Below are 16,986 nucleotides of genomic sequence, written 5' to 3' on the forward strand. Positions count from 1 at the left end.
CACCTGTGACCGCGATTCCCCCGGGCCGTGCCCGCAGGACCGTTGTGGTGGGCGCGATGTGCGCCCTGGTCGTGACGGGAACGGGCCTGACGGGCTGCAGCGAGGATCCCGACGCGGGCACCAACGGGGTCGGCAAACTGCCCGCCGAGCAGATCCAGTCGAAGACGCGGGCGGCCGCCGAGTCCGCCGACGCGCTGCGCCTGTCGGGGAACGTGGTCACCAGCGGCCGTACATACCGGCTCGACATGCGCCTGAGTTCCGCCGGCGGCTCCGGATCGGTCACCGCGGAGGGGAGCACCTTCCAGCTGCTGCGGATCGGCGAGGAGCTGTATCTGAAGGCCGACGCGGGCTTCTGGACCAAGGCCGACGACAAGGGCGACGACAAGGGTGAGGACACGGACGCGGCCGCCGGCAAGCTCGACGGCAAGTACGTGAAGGTGCCGTCGGGCGACCCGGCGTACAAGAAGTTCAGCGGTTTCACGGACAAGGACGTTCTCCTCGACGGGCTTCTGACGCTGCACGGCAGCCTGGACACCGACGGCCACCACGAGCAGGCGGGTACCCGCACGATCCGCATCACGGGTGACCAGGGGGACGGCGGCACGCTGGACGTCTCCCTGGAGGGGCAGCCGTACCCCCTGCGACTGGCCCGGGCGGGCGGCGCGGGCACGCTGACCTTCTCGGCCTGGGGCAAGAATTTCTCCCTGGCCGAACCGGGCAAGGACGAGACGGTCGACTACGGCAAGCAGCTGCCGACGTCCTGACGCGGCTGCCGGGTCCTAGCGTTTGCGCCGTTTCATCAGCAGCCGCGGAAGCCCCGCGGGGATCGGCTCACGCGTGGTCGCCGTCGTCGGCAGCGGCGGTTCGGCCAGGTCGCCGTCGGGCAGCGCCGCCGTGACCCCGGTCGGTTCGAGCCGGAGCACCCGGCACTCGCGGGACCAACGGTCCGTCATGGCCTCGCCGTCGGGGGCGTTCAGCCGTTTCCCCTTGAGCTCGGCGACCGCCGCCTGCCACGCCTCGGACCCGGGCGCCAGTTCGACGACTGTCGCCGCCCAGGAGACCAGCCGGCCCCCCTTGTCCTTGCTGCGGACGGTCACCTCGGCGCCGCCCCGGTCGGCCAGCCCGGGCAGCGGCTGCTCCCCGGGCCCGTCGCCCACCAGGCACGCGGCACCTTCGTGCCACACGTGCCACAGGGCGCGGGCCGGGCCGCCGGGTCCCCTGACCCAGATGAGGCCGGACTTCTTCGTGGCCTCCTCGACGAGGGCCCGGTCGAGCAGCTCACGTGTCATGACGCCCACCCTAGAGCCAGCCGTTGCGCTTGAGGGTGCGGTGGATGCCGATGCAGATGACGCCGGTGATCGCCATGATCACGGGATAGCCGAGCTTCCAGTGGGTCTCCGGCATGTAGTCGAAGTTCATGCCGTAGACCCCGCACACCATCGTCGGTACGGCGATGATCGCGGCCCAGGACGTGATCTTGCGCATGTCCTCGTTCTGGGCGACGGACGCCTGCGCGAGGTTGGCCTGGAGGATGGAGTTGAGGAGTTCGTCGAAGCCGAGGACCTGCTCCTGGACCCGGGCGAGGTGGTCGGCGACGTCCCGGAAGTACTTCTGGATGTCGGGGTCCACCAGCCGCATCGGCCGCTCGCTGAGGAGCTGCATGGGCCGCAGCAGCGGGGCGACGGCCCGCTTGAACTCCAGTACCTCGCGCTTGAGCTGGTAGATCCGGGCCGAGTCGACACCGCGGGAGACCTTGCCGCCGCGTCCCGGGGTGAACACCTCGGTCTCGACCTCGTCGATGTCGTCCTGCACCGCGTCGGCGACCGCGACATAGCCGTCGACGACATGGTCGGCGATCGCGTGCAGCACCGCCGAGGGGCCCTTGGTGAGCAGTTCGGGGTCGTCCTGGAGGCGGTGGCGCAGCGCCCTGAGCGAGCCCTGGCCGCCGTGCCGGACGGTGATGAAGAAGTCCCGGCCGGTGAAGCACATGACCTCGCCGGTCTCGACGATCTCGCTGTTGGCGGTGAGTTCGTCGTGCTCGACGTAGTGGATGGTCTTGAAGACGGTGAACAGGGAGTCGTCGTAGCGCTCCAGCTTGGGCCGCTGGTGGGCCTGGACGGCGTCCTCGACGGCGAGCGGGTGGAGCCCGAACTCCCCGGCGATACCGGAGAATTCGGCTTCGCTGGGCTCGTGCAGACCGATCCACACGAACCCGCCGTCACGGCGCACCTGGCGCATCGCCTCGTGCGGACTCAGCTGCTGGTCGGTCGCCACACGCCGGCCGTCGCGGTAGACGGCGCAGTCGACGACGGCCGAGGGCGTCGAGGGGTCGCGCGTCGCGTCGTACGCGCCGGTGTCCTTGCGCAGCGAGGGACGCGACGGACGCACGGCTGCACGCAGGTCACGGATCATCGACATGGCAGGCTCCTTCGTGACGGGCAACAAAGGGCCCCGGCGACGGGTGGAACTACCCGGAATGAGGACGTCCTGCTGTGGGTGTTTGGCACGTCCACAAAGCGGGGAGCACCGCACCATCGCGGTGGCGGACTTCGTTACTGATTCAGCTACTGCTGGCGATCAGAAAGATCAGGCAAAACGAACGAAGTGCTCTTCCGCACGAAGACGCGAACGTGAGAGGCGGCGGTTGCCGAAAGTCACAGAGCTGCATCAGCGGCCGGAAGAACGAGTGGTACTACCAGGTCGACTTCGATCCATGACAGCCCCACCTCCTCCGGCCGGTCCCTCGTAAGGGACGATCCATTCCCGTAAGGGAGTCTCACAGGCGTCGGGACTCGATACGCGACTCCCCCAGTGCCTAAAGCCTGGGAGGTACCCCCATCAGCGTGCTGCCCCGACGACCGGGCCAGAGTACCAGCAGGCCGAACTGTCAAGGCGCTGCTTTGCCCGGCACTGACGAGTTCTATGCTCGCCGCATGGCAGATGTTCTTCCTCTGGTCGAGGCCCGGTTGCGCAGCGCGCTGGGCGAGCCGGACGCACGCGCGGCGGTCACCTTCCTCGGCACGGACCGCATCGAGGTGCTCCGCTTCACCGACGGGGACATCGTCCGCTACGCCACCCTCGGCATGTCCGCCCAGCCGATGGGCGACCCCACCGCGATGCTCGCCGACCCGGTCAAGGGCCCGCGCGCCGAGCTCGTCCTCTCCGTACGGGCAGGACTCGCCGACACCGACAAGGTGCTCCGCCCGCTCGCCGTGCTCGCCGCGTCCCCGCAGGTCGAGGGCCTGGTCGTGGCGCCGGGCGCCTCGCTCGACGTGGGTGAACCCCTGTGGCCGGGCGCCCCGTTCACCTCGGTCCTGGTCGCCGAGCCGGGCGGCCTGGTCGAGGACCTGGAGCTCGACGAGCCCCTCGACCCGGTCCACTTCCTGCCGTTGCTCCCCATGACACCCAACGAGGCCGCCTGGAAGCGCGTCCACGGCGCCCAGGCCCTCCAGGAGCGCTGGCTGACGAACGGGACGGACCTTCGGGATCCGTCCCGCAAGTCCGTCCCGCTGGAGTGAGCCTCGCGTGAGCAAGGTCACCAAGTGGTGGCCGTAAGCCGTCAGTTGGCGAAGACGGCCACGCTGTCCTCGGTCGCGTGCCTCGGCTCCAGCTCCTCGGCCTCGTGCGTGAGCGCCTTCCGCCGGACGACGACCACGAGCGCGCCCAGCACCGCGGTCACCGCGGCCACCACGAACGGGATGTGGATGTCGGTCCACTCCTCGATCTTCGGCGCGAAGTAGGGCGCAGCGGCCGCCGCGAACCAGCGCACGAAGTTGTAGCCCGCGCTCGCCACGGGGCGCGGGGCGTCCGACACGCCGAGCGCCAGCTCCGTGTAGACCGTGTTGTTCACGCCGATGAAGGCGCCGGACAGGATCGTGCAGACGACGGCCGCGGTGTGGTTGCCGTAGCCGAGGACGAGCACGTCGAGGGCGAGCAGGACGAGTGAGCCGCCGAGCACCTTCAGGGAGCCGAACCGCTCCTGGAGGCGCGGCGCGGCGAACACCGAGAAGACGGCGAGCAGCACACCCCAGGCGAAGAACACGGCACCCGACTTGTACGGGGTCATGTCCAGCACGAACGGGGTGAAGGCCAGCACGGTGAAGAACGTGTAGTTGTAGAAGAAGGACGACACCGCGGCCGAGGCGAGCCCGCCGTGGCCGAGGGCCTTGATCGGGTCGAGCAGGGACGTCTTGCGGGCCGGCTTCGGCTGCTCCTTCAGGAACACCGTGACGCACAGGAAGCCGATCGCCATCAGGAAGGCCGTACCGAAGAACGGGTAGCGCCAGCTGGCGTCGCCGAGCAGGGCGCCGAGCAGCGGGCCGCAGGCCATGCCGAGGCCGAGGGCGGACTCGTACAGCAGGATCGCCGCCGCGCTGCCGCCGGCCGCCGCGCCGACGATGACGGCGAGGGCCGTGGAGACGAACAGGGCGTTGCCCAGACCCCAGCCGGCCCGGAAGCCGACCAGCTCCTGGACCGAGCCCGAGGTGCCCGCGAGCCCCGCGAAGACCACGACGAGGGCGAGGCCGAGCAGCAGCGTCTTCTTGCCGCCGATGCGGCTGGAGACGAAGCCGGTGACCAGCATGGCGATCGCGGTGATGAGGAAGTACGAGGTGAACAGGAGGGAGACCTGACTCGCCGTGGCGTCCAGGCCCTGGGCGATCGACGGCAGGATCGGGTCCACGAGTCCGATGCCCATGAAGGCGACGACGGAGGCGCCCGCCGTCGCCCATACGGCCTTCGGCTGGCGCAGGATGCCGCCGGCTCCCGCATCGAAGGGGTCCATGGTCGTTCCTCCACTCCGCTGAGATAGTTGGTATATGCACATACTAAGTTAGGTCGGCTAAATAATGCAAGCTACATCTAGTTTCCCCTGGTGGTGCCCGCGTGAACCGGTTCCGTCCGGACGGGTGATCGTCCTTGACGTGGCGGAGCGAGGGTAGGACCGTGGGGCCCTATGAGGGGCGAACCCAGTTGCCCGAAGTGTGGTGGCCGGGTCAGGGCTCCCGGACTCTTCGCCGATTCCTGGCAGTGCGACGTGCACGGGACGGTGCATCCGCTGCAGCCCGTGATCCCGCCCAGCGTCGAGGCCCTCCAAGTCGTGGTGCACCGCACGCAGGTACCGGTGTGGATGCCCTGGCCGCTGCCGGTCGGCTGGCTGTTCACGGGCGTGGCCTGCGCGGGCGACGACCGCAGCGGCGGCCGCGCCACGGCGGTGGCGTGCACGGGACCCGGACCGCTCGGCGGTGTCGGCGAGCTGATCCTTGTGGCCGAGGAGCTCGGCGTCGGGCTCGGAGCGCGCTACGCGGGCATCGACGGACCGGATCCGGGGCCGTACATGAGCGTGGAGAAACCGCCGCAGGCCAAGGTGCTCGCCGCCGGCCGGCCGACTCCGCTGTGGCATGTCTCCGGGGCGCCGGAGGACCGGGCGGTGTTCGCGGGCGAGGCGCTGGGGCTGTGGCTGTGGGCCGTGGTGTGGCCCGAGCAGTCCGGGTTGCTGATGTACGACGAGCTGGTCCTGACGGATCTGCGGGACGCCGGCGCGGAAGTGGAACTGGTGCCCTGCGGGGCGCTGTCACCCCGGCTGCTGAAACCCTGACTACAGAGGCGCGCTGTAGGGGGTGAACCCCCGCTGCGGGTGTGACAGAGGAGTCGGAAAATCCGGTTATCCTTGAGCGTCCTCCTCTGTTCCATCAGCGTCTGGAGCCCGTGTCGTGCGTATCGACCTGCACTGCCACTCCACGGCGTCCGACGGGACCGACACGCCCGCCGAGCTGGTGCGCAACGCCGCCGCTGCCGGGCTGGACGTCGTCGCCCTCACCGATCACGACACGACCCGCGGCCACGGCGAGGCCATCGCCGCGCTGCCCGCGGGGCTGACCCTGGTCACCGGGGCCGAGCTGTCCTGCCGGATCGACGGGGTGTCCATGCACATGCTGGCCTACCTGTTCGATCCCGAGGAGCCGGAGCTGCTCGCCGAGCGGGAGCTGGTGCGGGACGACCGGGTGCCCCGGGCGCGCGCGATGGTGGCCAGGCTCCAGGAGCTGGGTGTGCCGGTCACCTGGGAGCAGGTGGCGCGGATCGCCGGGGACGGGTCCGTCGGACGGCCGCATGTCGCCACCGCTCTCGTCGAGGCGGGGGTCGTGGCGAGCGTGAACGACGCCTTCACGACCGACTGGCTGGCCGACGGCGGCCGTGCCCACGTGGCCAAGCACGAGAGCGACCCCTTCGAGGCCATCCGGCTGGTCAAGGGCGCCGGCGGCGTCACCGTGTTCGCCCACCCGGGTGCGAGCAAGCGCGGTCACACCGTCCCGGAGTCCGCGATCGCCGAGATGGCCGCCGCCGGCCTCGACGGCATCGAGGTCGACCACATGGACCACGACGAGGACACCCGCGTACGGCTGCGCGGGCTCGCCGCCGACCTGGGGCTGCTCGTCACCGGGTCCAGCGACTACCACGGCAGCCGCAAGACGGTCGCTCTCGGCGAGTACACGACGGACCCCGAGGTGTACGGGGAGATCACGCGGCGGGCGACGGGTGCGTTTCCCGTTCCCGGTACCGGCGGAATCTGAAGCCCGGCGCCGCTTTCCCGCACCACACCGCACCTCGCGTCACCAGGCCTGTGCCCCGCTCGGCCTCTCCGTGCCCGGCGCCGCAGGTCGTCACCAGCTCCGTGTCCCGTACCGGCGCCGTGGGCCGTCGCCCGTTCACGGTTCCGTGTTCACCTCTTCTGTAAGGCCAGTTCCGTCATGTTCGACGTCGCCGTCTTCGGCTCGCTCTTCCTCACCCTGTTCGTCATCATGGATCCCCCCGGGATCACCCCGATCTTCCTCGCGCTGACTGCCGGCCGGCCCGGCAAGGTGCAGAAGCGGATGGCCTTCCAGGCCGTCTGTGTGGCCGGCGGTGTCATCGCCGTCTTCGGGCTCCTGGGCCACCAGATCCTGAACTACCTGCACGTCTCCGTGCCCGCGCTGATGATCGCGGGCGGGCTGCTGCTCCTGCTGATCGCGCTCGACCTGCTCACCGGCAAGACGGACGAGCCGAAGCAGACCAAGGACGTCAACGTGGCACTCGTCCCCCTGGGCATGCCGCTGCTCGCGGGTCCCGGTGCGATCGTCTCCGTCATCCTCGCCGTGCAGAAGGCCCACAGCGTGGCCACCCAGGTCTCGGTGTGGACGGCCATCCTCGCCATCCATGTCGTGCTGTGGGTGGTGATGCGGTACTCGCTGCTGATCATCCGGGTCATCAAGGACGGCGGTGTCGTGCTCGTGACCCGGCTCGCGGGCATGATGCTCTCCGCGATCGCCGTGCAGCAGATCATCAACGGGATCACCCAGGTCGTCCAGGGGAGCTGAGCCCCTCGGGTTGCTCGCGGCATGCGCAGAGCCCCCGCCCGGCGTCGATGCCGGGCGGGGGCTCTGAAGCTTCAGCGGTGATCCGCGTCTGTACTGTTCCGGTTATGAGGCCGAGGTGTCGGCCGGACGGATCCAGAGCCGCTGTCCTATCGCGGCGGCCTGCTGAACGATCCGGTTGACGGAGGCGGCGTCCACGACAGTACTGTCCACGGGCGTGCCGTCGACGTCGTCGAGTCGCATGATTTCGAAGCGCATGGCTTCTCCCTTCGTCTGGTCATCCTCCTGCGGAGAATTACTGCGTACACAGGTAGTCAACGGGGCGTGTGTTACAAACATTCCCTACGCTAAAGAAATTTTTCGAACAGCTAACTACTGACCGGTAAGTGAGTCTTCGGAGACTCCTTGGGACCGGTTGTGTTCGCAGCGTGACCGCCGGGACAATGGTGGCGATGAACGACGACCTGGCGCCGCTGAGCGCCCGCATCGACCGCACCAACGAGCTGCTCACGCGCATGCTCGCCGAGGTGGCGAAGACGCCCTCGACGCATGCGATCTTCGTCGACGCGGGATATCTCTACGCGGCCGCGGGACGACTCGTCGCCGGCACCGAGGACCGTCGCGCCTTCGAGCTCGACACCGAGGGCCTGATCGAGGCCCTCATCGACCGGGCACGGACCATCTTCGCGGACAGCAGACTGCTGAGGGTCTACTGGTACGACGGCGCGAGGCGCCGTATCCACACCGCGGAGCAGCAGTCCATCGCCGAACTCCCGGACGTCAAGGTCAGGTTGGGCAACCTCAACGCCAACAACCAGCAGAAGGGCGTCGACTCGCTGATCCGCTCCGACCTGGAGTCCCTGGCCCGGCACCGCGCGATCAGCGACGCCGCGCTCCTGGGCGGGGACGAGGATCTGGTCTCGGCGGTCGAGGCGGCCCAGGGCTACGGCGCCCGTGTCCACCTGTGGGGCATCGAGGCACCGGAGGGCCGCAACCAGGCGGAACCGCTCCTGTGGGAGGTCGACAGCCAGCGCACCCTCGACCTCGACTTCTTCAAGCCGTACGTCTCCCGGCGGGCCGCCGGCCCCTACGAGGCGACGGCCACCCGACCCACCCGTGACGCCGTCCGGTTCGTGGGCGCGCAGATCGCCGCGAAGTGGCTCGCGGAGCGGGGGCGGGCGGCACTGCAGGACCTCCTGCCCGGCCATCCCTATCTTCCGGGCTCGGTCGACCAGGACCTGCTGGTGGAGGCGGAGGGACTTCTCCAGTACTCCCTGCGGGGGCAGGCCGATCTGCGGCGGTCGCTGCGGGACGGGTTCTGGGAGCACGTGCAGGGGCAGTACTGACCGCTCAGTGGCCGACCGTGTCCCAGAAGTCGGCCAGGGCGTGGGCGGTGGGGAGGGGCTCGTCGGCGTTGGGGGAGTGGTCGGCTCCCGTGATCACCGTGCGCCGGGCGCGCAGTCGTACGGCCATGTCGTCGAGGAGGGGGACCGGCCAGGTGTCGTCCTGTGAGCCGGACAGGACGTGGAACGGCAGCGGGACGGCGGCGAGTTCGCCGACCAGGTCCGGTTCCGTGCACAACTGACGCCCGGTGGCGAGGAGTTGGGCCGGCTTGTTGCCGAGCCAGCGGCGGCGGAGCTGGGGGATGTCCCCGGCGTCCTTGGCGGGGCCGCCGACATCCTCCGGCGGGCCCATGGCCAGGATCGTGTCCCACACCTCGGCCATAGTCATCACACCGAGCGCGTCCCGCAGCAGCTTCACCCGCTGCTGCTGGGAGTCGGAGATCTGCGCGGGGCCCGAGGAGACGAGGGTGAGGGAGAGGAAGGGGGAGTGGTCGAGCAGTACGGCGGCCCGCGCGATCTGACCGCCCAGGGAATGCCCGACCAGGTGCAGGGGAGTGTCGAGGGCGGCGGTCTGGGCGAGCACGTCCCGCGCCAACTCGACTCGCGCGTAAGCGGATTCGTCCCTCTCCGGCCCGTCCGACTCGAACTGCCCCCGCCCGTCCACGGCCACCACCCGGTACCCGCGCGCGGTGAGCGGTTCGTGGAGCAGCGTGAAGTCCTCCTTGCTGCCCGTGAATCCGGGCAGCAGCAGCGCGGTGCCCTTGGCGGCGACACCGGGAGCCACGGCCGAATCCACGGCCGCGAACTCACCGCGAGCGGTGCGCAGGGGATGGACGCGGGCGCCGGGCGGCGGGGTGAAGACGGCTCGGGTGCTCACGGGGTGAGGGTATCCCGGGCGGGGGTGGCGGGTCCGGCGTCGTAGGGGGGCCGGGAGGTGCCACGGGGTGCCGTTCGGACGGTTGTGGGTTCGGCGGCGGCTGTCACGGGCGGTGCCGGGAACGCCGACGGCCCGGCCCCTGGTGAAGGGACCGGGCCGTCGGCGTCGGGATCAGCTGTCCGCGGGCTCCGCGGCGGCCGTCTTGCGGGTCCGGCGGCGCGGTGCGGCAGCCTTCGGCTCCTGGTCGGCCTGGGCCGGGATGTCGGCGCTCACCACGGGCTCGGCGGCCTTGCGGGTGGTACGCCGACGGGGCTTGGCGTCGGCCGCGTCCGTGACGACCTCGGCGGTGGCCGCGGTCTTTCGGGTGCGGCGCGGCTTGGCCTCCGCGGTCTCCGCCGTGTCGGCCGCGGTCTCCGCCGGGGCCGCTGTGGCCTTGCGGGTGCGGCGGGGCTTGGTGACCGTGCCTTCCGCGGTGTCCACGGCCGCCTCGGCCGCCTTCGCGGTGCTCGCCGTCTTCCGTGTACGCCGGGGCTTGGCCACCTCGGCCGCCTCGGACGTCTCCGGGACCGTCTGGGCCGGGATCTCGGCGGTCACGGCCGGCTCGGCGGCCTTGCGGGTGCGGCGGGGCTTGGTGACCGTGCCCTCCGCGGTGTCCACGGCCGCCTCTGCGGCGGGAGCCGCGGTCGCTGCCTTACGGGTGCGGCGGGGCTTGGCCTCGGCGGCCTCGGCCGTGTCCACCGCGGTCTCGGCGGGCTTCGTAGCCGCGGTCGCGGTCTTGCGGGTGCGGCGCGGCTTGACCTCGGCCGTGTCCGTGACGGCCTCGGTCTCTGCCGGGGCTGCCGTGGTCTTGCGGGTGCGGCGCGGCTTGGTGACCGTGCCCTCCGCGGTGTCCACGGCGGCTTCGGCGGCGGGAGCCGCGGCGGCCGTCTTGCGAGTGCGGCGCGGCTTGGTCTCCGCGGCCTCGGCCGTGTCCACGGCGGCTTCGGCGGGAGCCGACGCGGCAGCCGTCTTGCGGGTACGGCGCGGCTTCGTCGCCGGGGCCTCCACCGGAGCGGTCTCGGCGACCGGAGCGGCCTCCGTGACCGGCGGGGTCTCCACGACCGTCTCCACCACGGCCGGCGCCTCCGCGGACTTGCGGGTCCGGCGGCGGCGCGGCTTGGCCGGGGCCTCGGTGTCCAGGGACGGACCCTCCGCCGTGGTGACGGCGGACTCCGCGGCCTCGGACACGGCCGGCTCGACCGCCACCGCTGCCGTGGTCGCCGTGGTCGCCGTGGCCGGCGCCGAGTCGGACGCCGCACCACGGGTGCGGCGACGGCGGCGCGGGGTGCGGGTCGTGGTGGCGTCCTCGACCGCGGTGGTCTCCGACGGAGCGACCGCCTCCGGGGCGACCGCTTCGGCGGGGGCGCCGGCCTCCAGCGGCGTACCGCTGCGGGTACGACGGCGACGGCGCGGCGTACGGTCCCCGCGCTCGCGGTCCGCGTGCTCGCGGTCGGCGGAGCGGGACTCGTCCCGGCCACCTCGTCCGCGACCCCGGTCACGGTCACCGCGGTCACGGTCACCGCGGCCGCGCGCACCGCGTCCGCCCGTCTCGCCCAGGTCCTCGAGCTCCTCCGCGTCGAGCCCCGCACGAGTGCGGTCGGCCCGCGGCAGGACACCCTTGGTGCCCGCGGGGATGTTCAGCTCCTCGTAGAAGTGCGGGGAGGTGGAGTACGTCTCCGGCGGGTCGTTGAACTTGAGCTCCAGCGCCTTGTTGATCAGGTTCCAGCGCGGGATGTCGTCCCAGTCGACGAGGGTGACGGCGATGCCCTTGGCGCCCGCGCGGCCCGTACGGCCGATGCGGTGCAGGTACGTCTTCTCCTCTTCGGGGCACTGGTAGTTGATGACGTGCGTGACGCCCTCGACGTCGATGCCGCGGGCGGCGACGTCGGTGCAGACGAGCACGTCCACCTTGCCGTTGCGGAAGGCGCGCAGCGCCTGCTCGCGGGCGCCCTGGCCGAGGTCGCCGTGGACCGCGCCGGCCGCGAAGCCGCGCTGCTTGAGCTGGTCGGCGAGGTCGGCCGCGGTGCGCTTGGTACGGCAGAAGACCATGACCAGTCCCCGGCCGTCGGCCTGCAGGATGCGCGCGACCATCTCGGGCTTGTCCATGTTGTGCGCGCGGTACACGTGCTGCTTGGTGTTCGCGACCGTCCTGCCCGCGTCGTCGGGCGAGGTCGCGTTGATGTGCGTGGGCTGCGACATGTAGCGCCGCGCGAGACTGATGACCGCGCCCGGCATGGTCGCCGAGAACAGCATGGTCTGGCGGCGGGCCGGCAGCAGGTTGATGATCTTCTCGACGTCGGGCAGGAAGCCCAGGTCGAGCATCTCGTCGGCCTCGTCGAGGACGAGCGCCTTGATGTGGCCGAGGTTGAGCTTCTTCTGGCCCGCGAGGTCCAGCAGGCGGCCCGGGGTGCCGATGACGACGTCGACACCCTTCTTGAGGGCCTCGACCTGGGGCTCGTAGGCACGGCCGCCGTAGATGGCGAGAACGCGGACGTTGCGTACCTTGCCCGCGGTCTGCAGGTCGTTGGTGACCTGCGTGCACAGCTCGCGCGTGGGGACGACGACGAGCGCCTGCGGGGCGTCGGTCAGGTCCTCGGGCTTGGCGCGGCCGGCCTCGACATCGGCGGGGACGGTGACGCGCTCGAGGAGCGGGAGGCCGAAGCCCAGCGTCTTGCCGGTACCGGTCTTGGCCTGGCCGATGACGTCGGAGCCGGAGAGGGCTACCGGGAGCGTCATCTCCTGGATGGGGAAGGGGTTGACGATGCCGACGGCTTCGAGGGCCTCGGCCGTCTCGGTCAGAATCCCGAGATCGCGGAAGGTCGTAGTCAGGGTGCTGCCTCTTCTGTGTGTGCGGTGCGAGGCGAGCGCGGGGGGTCGTCTACCGTGCTGGGGACGTCGGCTGCCTTACGGCGAAGCCGTAATGGCACGGGACCACTGCCGACGCTCTAGCGCTCGTACCGCTGAGGGTCCCCCTCCGAACTCCGTACGCACTGTGCCGTACGGGCGAGGAGGGCTTGTCGGGTCGGAGCCGATCGGGCCACCGACCGGGCATCCTCATACGTGCGGCCTGTCGAGGTACGGCACTCACGAAGTGCCGTCGTACCAGCAGGCGCATTACCACCATACCCCGGAATCGTGCACATGTGATGGCCGATTTGGTCACGTAGTCGTCGTCACACTGATTGACCAGGGCCTTCCGCCGTCCGGAGAGCGGGCTATTGTGCGCTTCATGACGACCTCTGACAAGCCCGACAACGCCTCCGAGACCCCTGCCGAACCCCCCGTCGAGCACACCGGTGTCGCCGCCCAGGACTGGGCAAAGGCCTCCGCGGATCCGCAGTACCGAGCCGCGGTCGTCGACCTGCTCGGCGCGCTCGCGTACGGCGAGCTGGCGGCCTTCGAGCGGCTCGCGGAGGACGCGAAACTGGCGCCGACGCTGGCCGACAAGGCGGAGCTGGCGAAGATGGCGTCGGCCGAGTTCCACCACTACGAGAAGTTGCGCGACCGGCTGACGGAGATCGGCGAGGAGCCGACGCTCGCGATGGAGCCGTTCGTCGCGGCGCTCGACGGCTTCCACCGGCAGACGGCGCCCTCGGACTGGCTGGAGGGACTCGTCAAGGCCTACGTCGGCGACTCGATCGCCAGTGACTTCTACCGGGAGGTCGCCGCGCGGCTCGACACGAACTCGCGCGAGCTGGTGCTGGCCGTCCTCGACGACACCGGACACGCCGGGTTCGCCGTCGAGAAGGTGCGGGCGGCGATCGACGCGGAACCGCGGGTGGGCGGCCGACTCGCCCTGTGGGCGCGGCGGTTGATGGGGGAGGCGCTGTCGCAGTCGCAGCGGGTCGTCGCGGACCGGGACGCGCTGTCGACGATGCTCGTCGGAGGCGTCGCGGACGGGTTCGACCTCGCCGAGGTGGGGCGGATGTTCTCCCGGATCACCGAGGCGCACACCAAGCGGATGGCCGCGCTCGGCCTGGCTGCGTAGCGCGCAGCGGCTAGCTCTGCGGGCTGCGGCCGCGCCCGTGTGGCGGTGCCGCCGGTGCCCCTACGGGCGCTTTCCGCTCACGCCGTCGCGGAGCGGCGGAGTCTTCCCGACGGGCGCAGGAGCAGAGACAGCGAGGCGACCGAGACCACTGCCGCGCCCAGGAGGATCAGCAGGATGTTGCCCGGGTCCAGCGCGGTGTGGGTCACGAAGGCGCCGAAGAGGGCTCCCGCGGTGCCCGTGGCGAGGACCAGGGAACGGGTCGGCAGGCGGTGGGCGAGGCGGTGTGCCGCGACTCCCGCCAATACCAGACCGAGCAGTGCGGAGCCGAGCGCTTCGATCAACATCATGGGGTCCCTCCCACACGCCACACTGCGCATTACGGTCGTAGCCCGTCATACCCGTGACCTGCGGAATGCAATCCTCCTCCGGGTGCTGTTCGCACGAAGAGGGGCCCGGCGACCTGAAGTCGCCGGGCCCCTCTTCGTCTGTCTGCCTACAGCGCGCCGAAGCCCACCTTGCGCGGAGCCGCCTCACCGAGCTCGACGTACGCGAGACGGTCGGCCGGGACGAGGACCTTGCGGCCGTGCTCGTCCACCAGGCTCAGCAGCTGAGACTTGCCGGCCAGCGCCTCGGCCACCGCGCGCTCGACCTCCTCGGCGCTCTGACCGCTCTCCAGAACGATCTCGCGGGGCGCGTGCTGCACGCCGATCTTGACCTCCACGGCTATGTCCCTCCGACGGTCAGTGAAGTGCGCGACCTTCCGCGCCGTACCAGCACACATTAGCCCGGTGAGGGGACGTACACGCTCCGCCCGAGAACGCCAACAGCGAACACCGCGCGGGAACAAGCGGGCACCGCACACGAAAGAACGACCCGCACGCACGCGTGCGGGTCGTTCTTTCGTGTGTTCCCAGGCGTGTGTTCCCAGGGCCTCTAGTGGTGCTCCATGCCGTGCAGCGGGAATCCGGCGATGCCCCGCCACGCCAGCGACGTCAGCAGCTGGACCGCCTGGTCGCGCGGGACGCTGCGGTCGCTGTGCAGCCAGGACCGGGCCACCACCTGGGCGAGCCCGCCGAGTCCCGACGCGAGCAGCATCGACTCCGCGCGTGAGAGGCCGGTGTCCTCGGCGATCACGTCACAGATCGCCTCGGCGCACTCGTTGGTGACCTTGTCGACGCGCTCGCGCACCGCGGGCTCGTTCGTCAGGTCCGACTCGAAGACCAGGCGGAAGGCGCCGCCGTCGTCCTCGACGTACGCGAAATAGGCGTCCATGGTCGCCCGTACGCGCTGCTTGTTGTCGGTCGTCGACGCGAGCGCGGTGCGCACCGCCTGGATCAGGGACTCGCAGTGCTGGTCCAGCAGCGCGAGATACAGGTCGAGCTTTCCCGGGAAGTGCTGGTAGAGCACCGGCTTGCTGACGCCGGCCCGCTCGGCGATGTCGTCCATCGCGGCCGCGTGGTAGCCCTGTGCCACGAAGACTTCCTGTGCGGCGCCCAGCAGCTGGTTCCGGCGGGCACGGCGCGGTAGGCGCGTCCCCCGCGGGCGTACCGCCTCTGTCTGCTCGATGGCTGTCACGCCGCCTCCCAATGTCGTCCACATGCGGTGTGCGCCGCGCCGCCATCGTACTTTTCGGTAACCCTGCTGTGCGCGGTGCGAACGCAGAATTTCACGGACCGGACGGTGACGAAAGCCACACAAAGGTTTCAAACGGGCAGTTAGTGGGCAGCGGTCGCCCGTTCCTGCTCGGGAATGCCCTGATGAGTGCTTTGTCGGCCGCCCTGGGCCGTATGGATGTCACCGATACCGAGGTCACCGGTAGTCGTCCTCGTCGAGCGAGACGACCCGGGCCTGTTCGGCGAGATCGGCCTCGTTGGCCCGGTCGGGGTCGACGTCGGTCAGCGGGTCGTCGCGGTCGGGCGCGATCTCGGTGTGCTGCTCGGCCGCGTCGACCTCGGGGGCCTCGACGCCGAGTTCGACGGCGTCGTCCTCCTGGAAGGCGTCGGGGTCCGTGATCGCCTCGGGGTCGGTGAAGGCCTCGGGGTCGGTGGGGTCGTAGGGCATGGTGGGCTCCCTTCCTAGAACGTCCCTGATGTACACAGGGGGCCACATGCGGGTGCCCTGCGTACGAGCCTAGGAGACACACGATCTGGATGCCATGCGGTGCGCGTGCCGTACGGCGCATGGCGGCACCCCGCCCATTCGCACATGTGGCCTGTGATGGCGAACACATGAACCAGTGCGTGATCGTCTCGTAACATTGCCGCATGTCTTCGACCGAGCTGCCCTTCGTGCCGCCCGCCACCGTCCTTCCGAAAGTGGCACCCGTCAGGGTCGGTGAGGGCGAGCGGCTGAGGTCGGTGAGGCTGCCGGGGATCACTCTGACGGTGCGTTCGAGGCCGGCCGCGCGCGAGGGGCTGCCGCCCGCGCTGTACGTCCATGGCCTCGGCGGTTCCTCGCAGAACTGGTCGGCGCTGATGGAGCGGTTGGAGGGCGATGTCGACGGCGAGGCCGTCGATCTGCCCGGCTTCGGTGACTCCCCGCCGCCGGACGACGGCAACTACTCGCTCACCGCTCACGCTCGCGCGGTGATCCGCCTCCTCGACGCCTCCGGTCGCGGGCCGGTCCACCTCTTCGGGAACTCCCTCGGCGGCGCGGTGTCCACGCGCGTCGCGGCGGTGCGGCCCGACCTGGTGCGCACCCTCACCCTTGTCTCGCCGGCCCTCCCGGAACTCCGCGTCCAGCGCACCGCCGTCCCCACGGGGCTGCTCGCGCTGCCCGGCGTGGCCGGTCTGTTCACCCGGTACAGCAAGGACTGGACGGCCGAGCAGCGCGTCCGCGGCGTCACGGCCCTGTGCTACGGCGACCCCGGGCGCGTCACTCCGGAGGGCTTCCAGTACGCGGTGGAGGAGATGGAACGACGGCTGCAACTGCCGTACTTCTGGGACGCGATGGCGCGGTCCGCGCGCGGGCTGGTGAACGCCTACACGCTGGGCGGCCAGCACGCGCTGTGGCGCCAGGCCGAGCGCGTCCTCGCGCCCACACTGCTCGTCTACGGCGGTCGCGACCAGCTCGTCGGCTTCCGCATGGCCCAGAAGGCGGCCCGTGCCTTCCGCGACTCCCGCCTGCTGACCCTGCCGGAGGCGGGGCACGTGGCGATGATGGAGTACCCGGAGACGGTGGCGGGAGCGTTCCGGGAGTTCGCCGGGGAGAAGGGGGCCGCAGCGGCCAAGGGGGCCGATGGGGCTTTTTCCGGCGGTTCTGTGGGAGGCTCTGACCGGCGTGACAGGTCCGCGGGTGTCTCCGGTGAGGGAGCCTCGGGTGACGGGCCGGACGCCGTGACGGCTTCCGGTGACGGGGCCGACGACACCACAAGCGTGGGGAGCTGAGGCG

Annotated in this window: 18 protein-coding genes; 8 read left to right on the plus strand and 10 right to left on the minus strand. The window is 70.7% G+C overall.

The genetic code is table 11. The annotated features are described in order from the left end of the window. Nucleotides 1-5: 5 nt before the first annotated feature. Nucleotides 6-764, plus strand: coding sequence for a hypothetical protein (locus ACGFWE_RS19405; protein WP_393600561.1), 759 nt, complete (start codon nt 6-8; stop codon nt 762-764). 15 nt (nt 765-779) lie between these two features. Here ACGFWE_RS19405 and ACGFWE_RS19410 read toward each other — a convergent pair whose 3' ends face one another. Both ACGFWE_RS19410 and ACGFWE_RS19415 read right to left on the minus strand, forming a co-directional pair. Then, nucleotides 780-1,289 (minus strand): hypothetical protein, encoded by a 510-nt coding sequence (locus tag ACGFWE_RS19410; protein WP_352390315.1) that lies wholly within the window; start codon nt 1,287-1,289, stop codon nt 780-782. Nucleotides 1,290-1,299: 10 nt separating this feature from the next. Further along, entirely contained in the window at nt 1,300-2,418 is a 1,119-nt protein-coding gene (locus ACGFWE_RS19415; RefSeq protein ID WP_393600562.1) for a magnesium and cobalt transport protein CorA, read from the minus strand. A 515-nt stretch (nt 2,419-2,933) separates the two neighbouring features. Here ACGFWE_RS19415 and ACGFWE_RS19420 point away from each other — a divergent pair. Continuing rightward, entirely contained in the window at nt 2,934-3,518 is a 585-nt protein-coding gene (locus tag ACGFWE_RS19420; protein WP_393600563.1) for a suppressor of fused domain protein, read from the plus strand. 41 nt (nt 3,519-3,559) lie between these two features. Here ACGFWE_RS19420 and ACGFWE_RS19425 read toward each other — a convergent pair whose 3' ends face one another. Next, on the minus strand, nt 3,560-4,783 hold the full coding sequence (locus ACGFWE_RS19425) for an MFS transporter (protein WP_352390312.1): 1,224 nt from the start codon (nt 4,781-4,783) through the stop codon (nt 3,560-3,562). A 171-nt stretch (nt 4,784-4,954) separates the two neighbouring features. Here ACGFWE_RS19425 and ACGFWE_RS19430 point away from each other — a divergent pair, with 171 nt between their 5' ends. The 3 genes from ACGFWE_RS19430 to ACGFWE_RS19440 all read left to right on the plus strand — a co-directional run bounded on the left by ACGFWE_RS19430 (nt 4,955) and on the right by ACGFWE_RS19440 (nt 7,352). Further along, a complete protein-coding gene (locus ACGFWE_RS19430) occupies nt 4,955-5,596 on the plus strand; it encodes a DUF6758 family protein (RefSeq protein WP_352390311.1) in 642 nt (213 codons plus the stop codon). A gap of 115 nt (nt 5,597-5,711) precedes the next feature. After that, entirely contained in the window at nt 5,712-6,569 is an 858-nt protein-coding gene (locus tag ACGFWE_RS19435; protein WP_352390310.1) for a PHP domain-containing protein, read from the plus strand. A gap of 177 nt (nt 6,570-6,746) precedes the next feature. After that, entirely contained in the window at nt 6,747-7,352 is a 606-nt protein-coding gene (locus tag ACGFWE_RS19440) for a MarC family protein (protein WP_352390309.1), read from the plus strand. A 102-nt stretch (nt 7,353-7,454) separates the two neighbouring features. Here the strand turns inward: ACGFWE_RS19440 and ACGFWE_RS19445 are convergent, their stop codons facing one another. Next, the gene (locus ACGFWE_RS19445; RefSeq protein WP_007384531.1) at nt 7,455-7,607 is read right to left on the minus strand and encodes a hypothetical protein; all 153 of its coding nucleotides are present in this window, start codon (nt 7,605-7,607) and stop codon (nt 7,455-7,457) included. Between the two features lie 194 nt (nt 7,608-7,801). Between ACGFWE_RS19445 and ACGFWE_RS19450 the strand changes: the two genes are divergently transcribed. Beyond that, nucleotides 7,802-8,695, plus strand: coding sequence for an NYN domain-containing protein (locus tag ACGFWE_RS19450; protein WP_352390308.1), 894 nt, complete (start codon nt 7,802-7,804; stop codon nt 8,693-8,695). Nucleotides 8,696-8,699: 4 nt separating this feature from the next. Here ACGFWE_RS19450 and ACGFWE_RS19455 read toward each other — a convergent pair whose 3' ends face one another. Then, on the minus strand, nt 8,700-9,569 hold the full coding sequence (locus tag ACGFWE_RS19455) for an alpha/beta fold hydrolase (protein WP_393600564.1): 870 nt from the start codon (nt 9,567-9,569) through the stop codon (nt 8,700-8,702). A gap of 171 nt (nt 9,570-9,740) precedes the next feature. Then, nucleotides 9,741-12,344: a DEAD/DEAH box helicase gene (locus ACGFWE_RS19460; protein WP_393600565.1), complete on the minus strand. Its 2,604-nt coding sequence runs from the start codon at nt 12,342-12,344 to the stop codon at nt 9,741-9,743. 484 nt (nt 12,345-12,828) lie between these two features. On the opposite strand from ACGFWE_RS19460, the gene ACGFWE_RS19465 reads away from it, so the two are divergent. After that, the gene (locus tag ACGFWE_RS19465; RefSeq protein WP_352390305.1) at nt 12,829-13,596 is read left to right on the plus strand and encodes a ferritin-like fold-containing protein; all 768 of its coding nucleotides are present in this window, start codon (nt 12,829-12,831) and stop codon (nt 13,594-13,596) included. Between the two features lie 77 nt (nt 13,597-13,673). Here the strand turns inward: ACGFWE_RS19465 and ACGFWE_RS19470 are convergent, their stop codons facing one another. The 4 genes from ACGFWE_RS19470 to ACGFWE_RS19485 all read right to left on the minus strand — a co-directional run bounded on the left by ACGFWE_RS19470 (nt 13,674) and on the right by ACGFWE_RS19485 (nt 15,657). Further along, on the minus strand, nt 13,674-13,940 hold the full coding sequence (locus ACGFWE_RS19470) for a hypothetical protein (protein ID WP_037720124.1): 267 nt from the start codon (nt 13,938-13,940) through the stop codon (nt 13,674-13,676). Between the two features lie 149 nt (nt 13,941-14,089). Next, nucleotides 14,090-14,317, minus strand: a complete 228-nt coding sequence (locus ACGFWE_RS19475; RefSeq protein ID WP_352390304.1) for a DUF3107 domain-containing protein — start codon at nt 14,315-14,317, stop codon at nt 14,090-14,092. A gap of 212 nt (nt 14,318-14,529) precedes the next feature. Then, entirely contained in the window at nt 14,530-15,171 is a 642-nt protein-coding gene (locus ACGFWE_RS19480) for a TetR/AcrR family transcriptional regulator (RefSeq protein ID WP_352390303.1), read from the minus strand. Between the two features lie 234 nt (nt 15,172-15,405). Next, nucleotides 15,406-15,657 (minus strand): hypothetical protein, encoded by a 252-nt coding sequence (locus tag ACGFWE_RS19485; protein WP_352390302.1) that lies wholly within the window; start codon nt 15,655-15,657, stop codon nt 15,406-15,408. A gap of 203 nt (nt 15,658-15,860) precedes the next feature. Here ACGFWE_RS19485 and ACGFWE_RS19490 point away from each other — a divergent pair, with 203 nt between their 5' ends. After that, nucleotides 15,861-16,982, plus strand: coding sequence for an alpha/beta fold hydrolase (locus ACGFWE_RS19490; RefSeq protein ID WP_393600566.1), 1,122 nt, complete (start codon nt 15,861-15,863; stop codon nt 16,980-16,982). The last annotated feature ends 4 nt before the right edge of the window (nt 16,983-16,986 follow it).

Source organism: Streptomyces sp. NPDC048523 (assembly GCF_043199815.1).
GTDB lineage: Bacteria > Actinomycetota > Actinomycetes > Streptomycetales > Streptomycetaceae > Streptomyces.